At 68.0% G+C, this 12,884-nt stretch carries 11 protein-coding genes; 1 reads left to right on the top strand and 10 read right to left on the bottom strand.

Annotated features, from left to right (window positions below; all coding sequences use genetic code 11):
• Positions 1 to 5 precede the first annotated feature (5 nt).
• The 7 genes from AB4089_RS11360 to AB4089_RS11330 form a co-directional block, all read right to left on the bottom strand.
• Entirely contained in the window at positions 6 to 848 is an 843-nt protein-coding gene (locus AB4089_RS11360) for an HpcH/HpaI aldolase/citrate lyase family protein (protein WP_441409382.1), read from the bottom strand.
• Positions 845 to 1,405, bottom strand: a complete 561-nt coding sequence (locus AB4089_RS11355) for a MaoC family dehydratase (RefSeq protein ID WP_441409381.1) — start codon at positions 1,403 to 1,405, stop codon at positions 845 to 847. Before AB4089_RS11355 ends, AB4089_RS11360 begins: the two co-directional genes overlap by 4 nt.
• A complete protein-coding gene (locus tag AB4089_RS11350) occupies positions 1,402 to 2,163 on the bottom strand; it encodes a CoA transferase subunit B (protein WP_441409380.1) in 762 nt (253 codons plus the stop codon). The genes AB4089_RS11355 and AB4089_RS11350 overlap by 4 nt, the downstream gene beginning before the upstream one ends.
• Before the next feature lie 2 nt (positions 2,164 to 2,165).
• Positions 2,166 to 2,951: a CoA transferase subunit A gene (locus AB4089_RS11345; protein WP_441409379.1), complete on the bottom strand. Its 786-nt coding sequence runs from the start codon at positions 2,949 to 2,951 to the stop codon at positions 2,166 to 2,168.
• An 18-nt stretch (positions 2,952 to 2,969) separates the two neighbouring features.
• Complete coding sequence (locus tag AB4089_RS11340; RefSeq protein ID WP_441409378.1) at positions 2,970 to 4,133, bottom strand: acyl-CoA dehydrogenase family protein; 1,164 nt, start codon at positions 4,131 to 4,133, stop codon at positions 2,970 to 2,972.
• Positions 4,134 to 4,261: 128 nt separating this feature from the next.
• Entirely contained in the window at positions 4,262 to 6,472 is a 2,211-nt protein-coding gene (locus AB4089_RS11335; protein WP_441409377.1) for an ATP-binding protein, read from the bottom strand.
• A gap of 7 nt (positions 6,473 to 6,479) precedes the next feature.
• Positions 6,480 to 8,087 (bottom strand): carboxyl transferase domain-containing protein, encoded by a 1,608-nt coding sequence (locus tag AB4089_RS11330; protein ID WP_441409376.1) that lies wholly within the window; start codon positions 8,085 to 8,087, stop codon positions 6,480 to 6,482.
• Positions 8,088 to 8,238: 151 nt separating this feature from the next.
• Here AB4089_RS11330 and AB4089_RS11325 point away from each other — a divergent pair, with 151 nt between their 5' ends.
• The gene (locus AB4089_RS11325) at positions 8,239 to 8,937 is read left to right on the top strand and encodes an SACE_7040 family transcriptional regulator (protein WP_441409375.1); all 699 of its coding nucleotides are present in this window, start codon (positions 8,239 to 8,241) and stop codon (positions 8,935 to 8,937) included.
• Positions 8,938 to 9,177: 240 nt separating this feature from the next.
• Here the strand turns inward: AB4089_RS11325 and AB4089_RS11320 are convergent, their stop codons facing one another.
• From AB4089_RS11320 to pdhA, 3 genes are read right to left on the bottom strand one after another with little or no spacing between them, the layout of a single operon-like run.
• The gene (locus AB4089_RS11320) at positions 9,178 to 10,563 is read right to left on the bottom strand and encodes a dihydrolipoamide acetyltransferase family protein (protein ID WP_441409374.1); all 1,386 of its coding nucleotides are present in this window, start codon (positions 10,561 to 10,563) and stop codon (positions 9,178 to 9,180) included.
• The gene (locus AB4089_RS11315; RefSeq protein ID WP_441409373.1) at positions 10,560 to 11,570 is read right to left on the bottom strand and encodes an alpha-ketoacid dehydrogenase subunit beta; all 1,011 of its coding nucleotides are present in this window, start codon (positions 11,568 to 11,570) and stop codon (positions 10,560 to 10,562) included. Before AB4089_RS11315 ends, AB4089_RS11320 begins: the two co-directional genes overlap by 4 nt.
• Complete coding sequence (gene pdhA / locus AB4089_RS11310) at positions 11,570 to 12,748, bottom strand: pyruvate dehydrogenase (acetyl-transferring) E1 component subunit alpha (RefSeq protein WP_441409372.1); 1,179 nt, start codon at positions 12,746 to 12,748, stop codon at positions 11,570 to 11,572. Before pdhA ends, AB4089_RS11315 begins: the two co-directional genes overlap by 1 nt.
• Positions 12,749 to 12,884: the final 136 nt, after the last annotated feature.

Genomic DNA, 12,884 nt, shown 5'->3' with positions numbered 1-12,884 from the left:
GAGGGTCAGGAGCTGACGTGGCCCGCGCGGCGCAGCGTCGACGCGGCGTGCTTGAGGATGGGCCCGTCGATCATCTTGCCCTTGAACGCGAACACGCCCGTGCCTGCCGCGGAGGCGGCATCAAGCAGCTCCGCGGCCGCCGAGACGTCGGCCTCGGTGGGCGCGTAGGCTTCGCGGACCACGGCCACCTGGTCCGGATGGATGCAGGCTTTGGACGAGAACCCGGACGCCACGGCGTCACGGGATTCCAGGGCCAGCCCGGCCAGATCCGGAATGTTGACATAGACGGCGTCGATCGCGTCCTTGCCGAAGGCGCCGGCGGCCAGGAGCACGCTGGAACGGGCGTGCAGCGCGACTGCCCGGTAGCTGCCGTCCTCGAACCGGCTGGAGGTTCCGCCAAGCGAGGCGAGCAGGTCTTCCGCGCCCCACATCAGGGCCACCACGTTGGGTTCGGCGGCGATGGCTGCGGCGTTGAGGACTCCCGCGGCCGTCTCGCAGAGGGCAATCACGCTGTAGCCCTGGAGTTCCTTGAGTTGGGCGGCGCTCTCGGCCTTGGCCAGCATGATGTGCCGGTAGGGCGTGTGCTTGAGGCAGTGCAGGTCCTTCTCGAACTCGTCCGTGCCGGCGGGATTGACCCGGATGATGGTGCGGCTCGGGTCCAGTTCCGGGACGTCGCCGGTGGCGCCCAGCTGGGCGAGGATGGCGCCGCGGGCCCGCTGCTTGTCGGCGGGCGCGACGGCGTCCTCGAGGTCCACGATCACGGTATCGGAGCGCTCGGCGGCCTTCTGGTACCGCTCGGGGCGGTCGGCGGGGCAGAACAGCAGGGCAGGGCCCATCAGGAAACTCATGTTTCTATTGTCCCCTTTTGCGCGGCTTCCAGCTCGGCAGCCGCGTGCGCCTCGCGTGTCCACATCAGGCAGCTGCGGGCAGCCAGCGCCACCACATCGCCATGCTGGTTGCGTCCGGTGTGCTGCATGGTCACGATGCCCTGCCCGGGGCGGGACGCGGACAGCCTTTTCCCGGTGACCACTGTCTCCGTGTACAGGGTGTCCCCGTGGTACAGCGGGCGCGGAAAGGACACGTCCGTCAGTCCCAGCTGGGCGATGATGGTCCCCTGGGTCAGCTGCGGCACCGACTGGCCCACCACAGTGGCGAGGGTGAACATCGAATTCATCAGCCGCTGGCCGAAAGGCTGCCCGGCGCTCCAGGCCGCGTCCAGGTGCAGGGCCTGGGTGTTCATGGTCATAGTGGTGAACAGGACATTGTCCGTCTCCGTGACCGTCCGGCCCGGCCGGTGGGCGTAGACCACGCCCTCCTGGAGCTCGTCGAAATAGAGGCCGCGCTGTTCAATCACCCGGGGGGTGCCGGCAGCGGGGCTTGGGGAGGGCCGGTCGGCGTCGCTCATACAGTCAGTTCCTGGTCTTCCTCGAAAAGTTCGGCTCCGGTGGCGGCCACGACGTCCTCAACGGTGACGTCAGGAGCCAGTTCCCGCAGCACCAGCCGGGACTGCCCGGCCTCGGTCACGACGTCGATCACGGCGAGGTCGGTGATGATCCGGTCCACACAGCCCTTGCCGGTCAGCGGCAGCGTGCACGATTCAACGATTTTCGGCTTGCCGTTGCGGTCCACGTGGTCCATCATCACGATCACCTTTTTGGCCCCGAACACGAGGTCCATCGCGCCGCCCATGCCCTTGACCATCTTGCCCGGGATCATCCAGTTGGCGAGGTCGCCGTTGGCGGCGACCTCCATGGCGCCCAGCACGGCCACATCGACGTGCCCGCCCCGGATCATGCCGAAGGAGGCGGCGGAATCGAAGAACGCCGCACCCTTGTTGACCGTGACGGTTTCCTTGCCGGCATTGATCAGGTCCGGATCGATCTCATCCTCGGCCGGGTAGGGCCCGACGCCCAGGATGCCGTTCTCGGAGTGCAGCACCACCTCGACGCCGGCCGGAATGTAGTTGGGGATCAGCGTCGGCATGCCGATGCCAAGGTTGACATACTGGCCGTTGTGCAGCTCCTGCGCCACCCGCGCGGCGAGTTCGTTGCGGTTCCAGCCCTTTGTTTCAGTACCGGGGGCGTGTTCGACGGCGGAGCGCCGGTATTCGTGGCGCACGGCCTCGGGACGGGGCGGCGCGCCCTGGGCGTTGTTTGTTTCCACGGCTATGCTCCTGCCTGGTTTGGTGTGCCGGGGGCAGCCGAAACTGCGACCGTCCGCTTTTCGATGCGTTTCTCCCCTTGCGGGGCCAGGACCACGCGCTGGACGAAGATCCCCGGAACGTGGACGTGCTCCGGGTCCAGCTCCCCCGGCTGCACAAGTTCCTCGACCTCGGCGATCGTGATCTTCCCGGCCATGGCGCACAGCGGGTTGAAATTCATCGCGGTGGCGTGGAAGACGAGGTTGCCGTGGCGGTCCCCCTTCCAGGCGTGCACCAGGCCGAAGTCGGGCGTCAGCGACTCTTCCAGCACGTAGTCGGCGCCGTTAAAGCTGCGGACCTCCTTCGGGGCGGAGGCAATCGCGACGTTACCCTCGGCGTCGTACTTCTGCGGCAGCCCGCCGTCGGAGACCTGGGTGCCGACGCCGGCCGGCGTGTAGAAGGCGGGAATGCCGGCGCCGCCGGCGCGCAGCTTTTCGGCCAGGGTGCCCTGCGGGGTGAGCACCACCTCGAGCTCACCGGCAAGATACTGCCGGGCGAACTCCTTGTTCTCCCCGACGTAGGAGCTGATGGTGCGCCGGATCCGGCCGTCCTTGAGCAGGATCCCGAGTCCCCAGTCGTCCACGCCGCAGTTGTTGCTGACGGTTTCCAGATCCGTGGCGCCGCGCTGGTGCAGCGCCTCGATGAGGGTCACGGGGATGCCGCAGAGCCCGAACCCTCCCACGGCGAGGGAGGCGCCGTCGTGGATGTCCGCGACAGCCTCGGCTGCGCTGGCGACTACTTTGTTGATCATCAGGATCCTTCCGGCCGGCTACAGTCCCAGTTCGCGGGCGATCAGCATCAGCTGGACCTCCGTGGTGCCTTCGCCGATTTCGAGGATCTTGGAGTCGCGGTAGTGGCGTGCCACGGTGAATTCGTTGATGAAGCCATAGCCGCCGAACACCTGGGTGGCGTCCCGCGCGTTGTCCATGGCTGCCTCGCCTGCGACCATCTTAGCGATGGCCGCCTGCGTCTTGAACGGCTTGCCGGCAAGCATCCGGGCGGCCGCGTCGTAGTAGGCCAGGCGGGCCGTGTGGGCGCGGGCTTCCATCCGGGCAATCTTGAACGCGATGGCCTGGTACTTGCCGATGTTCTGCCCGAATGCGCTCCGTTCCTTGGCGTATTTCACCGACTGGTCCACGCAGCCCTGGGCCGCGCCGACGGCCAGCGCCGCGATAGCGATCCGGCCCTCGTCCAGGATGGACAGGAAGTTGGCGTAGCCCCGGCCCTGGGTGCCAAGCAGGTTGGCTTCGGGGACGTGGACGTTGTCCAGCGTGAGCGGGTGGGTGTCCGAGGCGTTCCAGCCGACCTTGTTGTAGGCCTTCTCCGCCGTGAACCCCGGGGTGTTGGTGGGCACCAGGATGGTGGAGATCTCCTTCTTGATGCTGCCGTCCGGACGTTCCTCCTGGCCGGTGACGGCCGTGACGGTGACGAGCTTGGTGATGTCCGTGCCGGAGTTGGTGATGAACGCCTTGTTGCCGTTGATGACCCATTCACCGCCGCCGAGTTTGGCCGTGGTCTTGGTGCCGCCGGCGTCCGAGCCGGCCTCGGGCTCGGTCAGGCCGAAGCCGGCGAGCGCCTTGCCGGAGGCGAGCAGGGGCAGCCATTCCTCTTTTTGGGCGTCGTTGCCGAAGCGGTGGATCGGCATGGCGCCGAGGGAGACGCCGGCCTCCAGGGTGATGGCGACGGACTGGTCCACGCGGCCGAGCTGTTCCAGCGCGAGGGCCAGGGCGAAGTAGTCCCCGCCCATGCCGCCGAACTCTTCCGGGAAGGGCAGGCCGAAGAGGCCCATGTCCGCCATCTGGGAGACAACCTCGTAGGGGAAGCTGTGTTCCTCGTCGTGCTTGGCGGAAACGGGGGCCACTACTTCGTCGGCGAATTCGCGGACGGTGTTGCTGAGGTCCTGGTAGTCCTCGCTGAGCTCAAAATCCGGCATGGGGGGTGACTCCTTTGTCTGATGTAAATCCGCGGTCTGGTGATGGTGTCTGGTGATGGTGTCTGGTGATGATGTGTGCTGCTGTTTTTCTGCAAAAGCTGCTCCGTGGCCGCCGGTCAGGAAGTTTGCTAGTCGGCCGCGCCCATTGCGATCACGGCTTCCTCGATCGTGTCCTCGGCGGCGTTCTCCGCCGGGGACGGAGCATGGACCGCGGGGTGGACGGTGGCGAGCACCTGGTCTGCCTTCACGAGGTCCCCGGGACCGATGCTGATGTGGACGGTTCCCTCGAGCGGCGCCACGAGCTGGTGCTCCATCTTCATCGCCTCCACGGAGAGCAGCACCTGGCCGGCTTCCACCGTGTCGCCGTCGCTGACAGAGACGGACACCACCGTCCCTGGCATCGGCGAGCGCACGGCCGGGTCGGCGGCGCCTTCCTCGCGTTCGATCGCGGCCAGCACCCGGGCGAGCCGGGACTCGCGGGTGAGCACCTCCAGGCGGCAGGACCAGCCCTCGTTGCCGAGGAAGAGCTCCTGCGGGCCGCCGGAGGCCGGGCCGCTCTGGTCCGGTGTTCCCGGGCCCCCAAGCGTCGACACCAGCGCGTACTCCCGAGCTTCGCCATCGAGGGTCAGCTCGGCGTGGTTGCGCTTGGGGAAACGAAGCGATGCCGTGCGTTCCGGCCCGCCGTCGACACTCACCTCCGCGGCGCCCTGCCCGACGGCGCCGGACACCGTCACCGTGGCGACGCCGCCGCCGGGCGTGCCCAGGCTGATCCGCCGCGGGGCAGGCACACCGATCCGCCAGCCGTCGCGCCGGCTCCACGGGCCTCCCCCGGGGTTCCGTGCATCGCGTTCCTCCATCGCAGCGGCGAATACCGCGGCGGCAGCCGCCTCGAAGTCGCCCACGCGGCGGAAAGAGAACTCCGGCATTTTGCGCTCGATCAGGCCGGTGTCGAGCCGGCCGGCGCGGACGTCGGCGTCGTTGATCAGCAGCCGCAGGTACTCGATGTTGGTGTCGATGCCCAGCGCCGTGTACCCGGCCAGCGCCCGGTCCAGGGTGTCCAGGGCTTCGGTGCGGTCCCGGCCCCACGCGATGACCTTGGAAATCATGGGGTCGTAGCTGCTGGAGATTTGCAGGCCCTCGACAAGGGACGAGTCGACCCGGACCTGGCCATCGGCGTGATCGGGCATTTCGTCCATCAGGACCACCCGCCCCGTGGAGGGCAGGAAATTCTTCTCCGGTACCTCGGCGTAGACGCGGGCCTCCACCGAGTGTCCGGTGAGGACGACGTCGTCCTGGGTCACGGTGAGTTGCTCGCCTGCGGCGATCCGGACCTGCCATTCGACGAGGTCGACGCCGGTGACCATCTCGGTGACGGGGTGTTCGACCTGCAGCCGGGTGTTCATTTCCATGAAGAAGAATTCGTCCGGGGCGCTGTCCGAGACCAGGAACTCCACGGTGCCGGCGCCGGAGTACTTGACGCTGCGGGCCGCGTTGCAGGCGGCCTCGCCGATCCGGGCCCGGATGTCCGCCCCGTCGGGCAGGGATTCCAGCAGCGGGGAGGGCGCTTCCTCGATGACCTTCTGGTGGCGGCGCTGCAGGGAGCACTCGCGCTCGCCCAGGTGGATGACGTTGCCGTGGTTGTCGGCGAGGACCTGGACCTCGATGTGCCGCGGGGTGAGCACGAGCCGCTCCAGGAACAGGGTGTCGTCGCCGAAGGCACTCGCCGCGACCCGGCGGGCGGTCGCCAGGGTGGCTGCCAGGTCCTCGGGGCGTTCCACGATGTGCATGCCCTTCCCGCCGCCGCCGGCTGAGGGCTTGATCAGCAGCGGGAAGCCGACGCCGGCCGCGGCCTCGATCAGCTGCGCGTCCGTCATCCCCGGTTCGGCGATGCCCGGGACCACCGGCACTCCGTAGCCGGTGACATGGTTCTTCGAGCGGATCTTGTCGCCCATGACGTTCAGGGATTCGACGCCGGGTCCAATGAACGTGATCCCGGCCCCGGCCAGGGCACGGGCGAAGTCGACGTTCTCGCTCAGGAAGCCGTAGCCCGGGTGCACGGCCTCGGCCCCGGTGTCGCGGCAGGCCTGGATGATGGCCTCGATCTTCAGGTAGCTCTCGGTGGCGGCGGCCGGACCGATCCGCACCGCCACGTCGGCTTCACGCACATGCCGGGCGCCGGCGTCGGCGTCGGAATAGACCGCCACCGAACGGATGCCCAGGTCCCGCAGGGACCGGATGACGCGGCAGGCGATCTCGCCACGGTTGGCGACCAGCACGGTGCCGAACAGGGGCTTGTGAGGGGTCGAGGGTGCACTCGAGGAAGAGGAAGTAATTGTCATTGCTGGCTCACATCCGGAACAGGCCGAAGGAAGTCTCCGGCAGCGGGGTGCGGGAAACGACGTCGAGCGCCAGTCCCAGGACGGTGCGGGTGTCCGCGGGGTCGATCACGCCGTCGTCCCAGAGGCGGGCGGTGGAGTAGTAGGGGCTGCCCTGGTCCTCGTACTGGGCCTTGATGGGGGCCTTGAAGGCTTCCTCGTCCGCGGCGGACCATTCCTCGCCGCGGGCCTCGTACTGGTCCCGCTTCACGGTGGCCAGCACGCTGGAGGCCTGGTTTCCGCCCATCACGGAGATCCGCGACGCCGGCCACATCCACAAAAAGCGCGGCGAGTAGGCCCGCCCGCACATAGAGTAGTTGCCGGCGCCGAACGAGCCGCCGATCACGACCGTGAGCTTGGGGACGCGGGCGGTGGCGACGGCGGTGACCATCTTGGCGCCGTTCTTGGCGATGCCGCCCTGCTCGTAGTCCTTGCCGACCATGAAGCCGGAGAGGTTCTGCAGGAAGATCAGCGGGATGCCGCGCTGGTCGCACAGTTCGATGAAGTGCGCGCCCTTGAGCGACGATTCGCTGAACAGCACCCCGTTGTTGGCCACGATGCCCACCGGGTGGCCGTGCAGCTTCGCGAAGCCGGTGACCAGGGTGGTGCCGTAGTTCTTCTTGAATTCATGGAATTTGCTGCCGTCCACCAGCCGGGCGATGACCTCGCGCACGTCGTACTGGGCGTTGACGTCCGTGGGAACGGCGCCGTAGAGCTCAGCCGGATCCGCTACGGGTTCGACGGCGGTGTCCACGTCCCAGACGGGCGCGGCCGGCCGCGGCAGGGTAGCCACGATGTCCCGGACGATCTGGAGGGCATGCTCATCGTTCTCGGCCAGGTGGTCCGTGACCCCGGAAATCTTCGAGTGCACGTCTCCGCCGCCAAGCTCCTCAGCCGTGACGATCTCGCCGATCGCGGCCTTCACCAGCGGCGGCCCGCCCAGGAAGATGGTGCCCTGGTTGCGGACGATGACGGTCTCGTCGCTCATCGCGGGGACATACGCGCCGCCGGCGGTGCAGGAACCCATCACGGAGGCGATCTGCGGGATCTTCGCCGCGGACATCCTCGCCTGGTTGAAGAAGATCCGGCCAAAGTGCTCCTTGTCCGGGAAGACCTCGTCCTGCTTGGGCAGGAACGCCCCGCCCGAGTCCACGAGGTAGATGCAGGGCAGCCGGTTCTCCAAGGCGATTTCCTGGGCCCGGAGGTGCTTTTTCACCGTCATCGGATAGTAGGTGCCGCCCTTGACGGTGGCGTCGTTGGAAATGACCAGGACCTGGCGGCCGTGCACCAGGCCGATCCCGGCGATCACGCCGGCGCCCGGGGAGTCATCGTTGTACATGCCGTTGGCCGCGAGCGGCGCGATTTCCAGGAAGGGGCTGCCGTCGTCCAGCAGCCGGTCGATGCGTTCGCGCGGGAGGAGCTTGCCGCGGGCCACGTGACGTTCGCGGGACTTTGCCGGCCCGCCCAGCGCTGCGGCGGCGAGCCGTTCCCTCAACCCGCAGGCCAGGTCCAGCTGGGCCTGGCGGTTCGCGGCAAAGGCGGCGCTTGTCGCATCCACCCGGCTGGCGATTGTCTCCATTGACTGCTTCCGTTCCCTGAACTGCGGCCGCCCGGATATTTCGGCTGATTCCGCAAATATTTCGGTTAGTACCGCATAACTGAGATTTAGGTTAGTCTCTATTAACTGTGATGTCCAACACAGGGATCATTTGCAACGAGGGGATGCGCCGGTGACCGAGCCCAGCCTGACCACCCAGCTTCCGACAGTCCCGGCGGCCTCCACCCCGGCCCTCTCCAGTCCGGCCCCCTCCACACCGACCCCCTCCACACAGCGCAGCCAGGCCAAGGCGAACAGGCGGCAGGCCCTCCTGTCCGCCGCCGCCGCGCTGTTCGCCCTGGAGGGCTTCAACCGCGTTTCACTGGAGGATCTGGGGGCTGCGGCCGGCGTCAGCGGCCCGGCGGTCTACCGCCACTTCGCCGGCAAGCAGGCAGTCCTCGGTGCGCTGCTCCTCAGCGTCAGCCAGGACCTGCTCGACGGCGGCCGCAAGGTGGTGGCCGATGCCGACGGCGATCTGGCGGCGCTGGGCGGCCTCGTGGCCTTCCACGTCGACTTTGCCCTGAGCAATCCCGACGTCATCCGGGTCCAGGACCAGGACTTCAGCAACCTTGCCGGCGAGGACCAGGCCGAGGTCCGCACACTCCAGCGCAACTACGTTGAACTCTGGGTGGACGTGCTGGCCGGGCTGCATGAAGGCACGGAGGCGGCCGAACTGCGAATGCGGGCACATGCCACCTTTGGACTGATCAACTCGACCCCGCACTCGGTGCGCAGCCACGGCCGCCGGGTCGGCGTCCGACGCGCCCGGCCGCTGCTCGAAAGCATGGCACTGGCCGCGCTCCTGGCACCGGCCGCGCCGCCGGCAGACTGACGCTCCCGCCCGACTGACCAGTCCCCGTCCGGGCACACTCCGATCCCGGCATTTTCCCGCTGCGGCACACTCCCGGGGCAGTTTGGCGCGGACACGCCGTCAACTGGGCCGCCGCCGTCGGGCATGGCGCCCAAAGTGCCCCCGGAGGGAGGCACCGGCGGAGACACCCCGCACACAACAAAGCTGCCGGCCGCTCGTTCCTTTCGGACGGAGCAGCCGGCAGCCGTGGTGAGCCGGAGCCTAGACCATCGCGAGGACCATGCCCGGATCGGCCAGCATGGCGCCGAGGTCCTGGAGGAACCGTGAGCCCTGCTCGCCGTCCACCAGGCGGTGGTCGAAGGAGAGGCTGAGCGTCATGACCTGGCGCAGGGCGACCTCGTCCTGGTACTCCCACGGCATCTTCCGGACCGCGCCGAGGGCCAGGATGGCGGCCTCGCCCGGGTTCAGGATGGGCGTGCCGGCGTCAATGCCGAAGACGCCGATGTTCGTGATGGAGATGGTGCCGCCGGAGAGCGCCTCAGGGCTTGTCTTCCCGGCCCGGGCCGTGTCCGTCAGTTCCGTCAGGGCGGAGGAGATCTCCAGGAGGGACATCCGGTCCGCGTCCTTGATGTTCGGGACCGTCAGCCCCCGCGGGGTCGCGGCCGCGATGCCCAGGTTCACGTAGTTGAACTGGACGATCTCTTGGTTGGCCTCATCCCACCGTGCGTTGAGCGTCGGGTGGTTGCGCAGCGCGATGAGCACCGCCTTGGAGACGAGCGTCAGCGGCGTGAGCTTGTACCCGGCGAACGCGCGGCTCGCCTTCAGCCGTGCCAGCAGCTCCATCGTGGGCGTGACGTCGACGGTCAGGAACTCGGTGACGTGCGGTGCGGTGAAGGCACTGGCCACCATGGCGGCGGCCGTGAACTTCCGCACGCCCTTGATCGGCGTGCGGGTCTCCCGCTCGCCCCGGGCCTGGGGCGCAAGGGCCTGCGCCGGAGCACCGGCGAGTTCGTGAGCGGCCGCGGGCTGGTCGCCGCCGGCGAAGTTCTGGACGTCCTCGCGGGTAATGAGGCCATGTTCGCCCGTGCCGGTCACCGCTTCGAGGTCGACGCCGAGATCCTTGGCCAGCTTGCGCACCGGCGGCGTGGACCGAGGACGCTCCCCCGGCGCCGACGCGGCAGGCTTGGCCTCAACCGGCTCGGCCGCGCGGACCGGTGCCACCGGCTCGGCGCGGACCGGTGCAACTGGAGAAGCCGCCGCCGGAACTGCCGGGGCTGCGAACGTGCGGGCACGGCGGGCCGGCCGGCCGGAGGCTTCGAGCACGGCGCCGTAACCCACAAGGTTCGGCTCACGCTTGGCCGCGGCCGCGTCGGGTGCGGACCCTGCGGAGCCGTCGTCCTCAATCTCGAAGGAGACGATCGGCTTCCCGACCTCAACCACGGTGCCGGGCTGTTCGTGCAGGGCCGCGACCACACCGGCGAACGGCGAGGGCAGCTCGACGACGGCCTTGGCCGTCTCCACCTCGGCGATGATCTGGTTGAGGGTGACCGTATCCCCTACCGCGACCTTCCAGGCGACGATTTCCGATTCCGTCAGTCCTTCACCGAGGTCCGGGAGCCTGAATTCTTTGATCATGGTGGCGCTCATCCTTCCAGCCCGCTGAGGGAGTTGGGGCGGCCCATGGCACGGTCAACGCCGTCGAGAATCCTGTCGAGGCCCGGCAGGTGGTGCATTTCCAGCTTGGAGTACGGGTACGGAACGTCGAAGCCGGTCACGCGGACCGGGGCGGCTTCGAGGTGGTAGAAGCAGCGTTCGGTGATGCTCGCGGCAACTTCGGCGCCGAGGCCGCCGGACTGGCCGGCCTCGTGGGTAATGACCAGCCGGCCGGTCTTGCGGACCGACGCCTCAAGGGTGACGAAGTCCAGCGGAGCCAGGGAGCGGAGGTCGATGACCTCGACCGAAACGCCTTCGTCCGCGGCCGCCAGTGCGGCATCGCGGGCAGTCTTGACCAGCGGACCGTAGGCCACAAGGGTGACGTCGTTGCCCTCGGTGACCACGCGGGCCTTTTCCATGGACAGCGCAGTGCTCAGGTCGACGGTCTCGTCCACCTCGCCCTTGTCGTGGTAGCGCCGCTTGGGCTCGAAGTACAGGACAGGATCGTCGGAGGCGATGGCCTGCTGGATCATGGTGTAGGCGTCCTGGGGGTTGGACACGCTGATCACGCGCAACCCCGAGGTGTGGGTGAAGTAGGCCTCGGGCGATTCCGAGTGGTGCTCCGGAGAGCCGATGCCGCCGCCGAACGGGACGCGAATGGTGATGGGCATCTTGACGGCGCCCTGCGTGCGGTAGTGCATCTTGGCGACCTGGCTGACGATCTGGTCGAACGCCGGGTAGATGAACCCGTCGAACTGGATCTCCACCACCGGGCGGTAGCCGCGGTAGGCCAGGCCGACCGCGGTGCCCATGATCCCCGACTCTGCCAGCGGGGTGTCCACGACGCGGTGCTTGCCAAAGTCTTTCTGCAGGCCGTCGGTGACACGGAAGACACCGCCGAGTGCGCCGATGTCCTCCCCCATCAGGACCACCTTGGGATCGTTTTCGAGGGACTTGCGCAGGCCCGAATTGATGGCTCGGGCAAAGGTCATCTGCGTCATCAGCGTGCACCTTCTTCAGAAGAGGCTTCTGCGGGATCGCCGAAGGAAGCCAGGTAACGGGAGTAGTGCTCCTGCTGGCGGTCCAGCCAGGAGTTGGGCGTGCTGTACACGTGCTTGAAGATATCCAGCGGCTGCGGCTCGGGCATGTTGATGGTGCCGGCCCGGAGTTCCTTGGCCACGGCGTCGGCCTTCGCGGCGACGGCGGCCTCAAGATCCGCGGTCAGCAGCCCCTTGCGGTCCAGCAGCGACTTCATCCTGCTGATCGGGTCCTTGGCGGCCCAGTCCTCGAGCTCGTTGGCGTCCCGGTAGCGGGTGGGATCATCCGCCGTCGTGTGCGGGCCCATCCGGTAGGTAACGGCCTCGATGAACGTCGGGCCGCCGCCGTGCCGGGCACGGTCCAGGGCGATGCGGGTGGCCGCCATGACGGCGAGGACATCGTTGCCATCGACCCTCATGCTGGGGATGCCGAAGCCTGAGGCGCGGTCCGCCAGCTGGATGTGGGACTGCAGCCGGACAGGCTCCGAGATGGCCCAGTGGTTGTTCTGGCAGAAGAAGACCACCGGCGCCTGGAAGCTCGCGGCGAAAACCATGGCCTCGTTGACGTCGCCTTCGCTCGTGGCGCCGTCACCAAAGTAGGCCACGGCGACACAGTCGGCGCCGTCGTTCTGGATGCCCATGGCATAGCCGGTGGCATGCAGGCTCTGCGCACCGATGATGATCTGCTGGGTGGCGACGTTGACCGTGAACGGATCCCAACCGGCGGACGCGTTGCCCCGCCAGGCCCGGACCAGGTCCTCCGGCTTCACTCCCCGGCAGTAGGCGACACCGTTGTCGCGGTAGCTGGGGAAAACAAAGTCGTCTTCGCGCAGAGCGCGGGCCGAGCCGATCTGGGATGCTTCCTGGCCGAGCAGCGGCGGCCAGAGAGCCAGCTCGCCCTGCCGCTGGAGGGCGGTGGCTTCGGCATCGATCCGGCGGATGGCCACCATGTCCTCGTAGAGCCCGCACAGCTGCTCGTCGCTGACGTCCTGGAGCCAGGAATCGAACTCCGGATGGCTGATGCGCTCGCCCGCCGGTGTGATGAGCTGGACGAGATCGCCGCCCGTCCGCCGCGCTGAATTCTCACTGTTTCCGGGGCCCCCGGCGGAAATGCCGCCCTTGCCCGCGTCGTCGGTAAACACTGTTTGTCCACACCTTCTGACGTCGTCTGACCGGAACTCGCAGGACTCGTGATCCCGCGGCGCGCCAGCCGTCCGGGCGCCGTTGCCCCGGATAATTGTGACCCTACTCACAATGCTCATCAGGCACAACCACCGG

It is taken from the genome of Arthrobacter sp. 2MCAF15 (assembly GCF_052115605.1).
GTDB lineage: Bacteria > Actinomycetota > Actinomycetes > Actinomycetales > Micrococcaceae > Arthrobacter.
The sequence above is the reverse complement of the archived record's forward strand: the minus strand, read 5'-3'. Positions and strand labels throughout refer to the sequence as shown.

Bases quoted from the DNA above. Each gene is read 5' to 3' on its own strand.
- AB4089_RS11355 (WP_441409381.1), bottom strand. From the start codon at position 1,405: ATGAGCGACGCCGACCGGCCCTCCCCAAGCCCCGCTGCCGGCACCCCC.
- AB4089_RS11360 (WP_441409382.1), bottom strand. From the start codon at position 848: ATGAGTTTCCTGATGGGCCCTGCCCTGCTGTTCTGCCCCGCCGACCGC.
- AB4089_RS11345 (WP_441409379.1), bottom strand. From the start codon at position 2,951: ATGATCAACAAAGTAGTCGCCAGCGCAGCCGAGGCTGTCGCGGACATC.
- AB4089_RS11340 (WP_441409378.1), bottom strand. From the start codon at position 4,133: ATGCCGGATTTTGAGCTCAGCGAGGACTACCAGGACCTCAGCAACACC.
- AB4089_RS11330 (WP_441409376.1), bottom strand. From the start codon at position 8,087: ATGGAGACAATCGCCAGCCGGGTGGATGCGACAAGCGCCGCCTTTGCC.
- AB4089_RS11335 (WP_441409377.1), bottom strand. From the start codon at position 6,472: ATGACAATTACTTCCTCTTCCTCGAGTGCACCCTCGACCCCTCACAAG.
- AB4089_RS11315 (WP_441409373.1), bottom strand. From the start codon at position 11,570: ATGACGCAGATGACCTTTGCCCGAGCCATCAATTCGGGCCTGCGCAAG.
- AB4089_RS11320 (WP_441409374.1), bottom strand. From the start codon at position 10,563: ATGAGCGCCACCATGATCAAAGAATTCAGGCTCCCGGACCTCGGTGAA.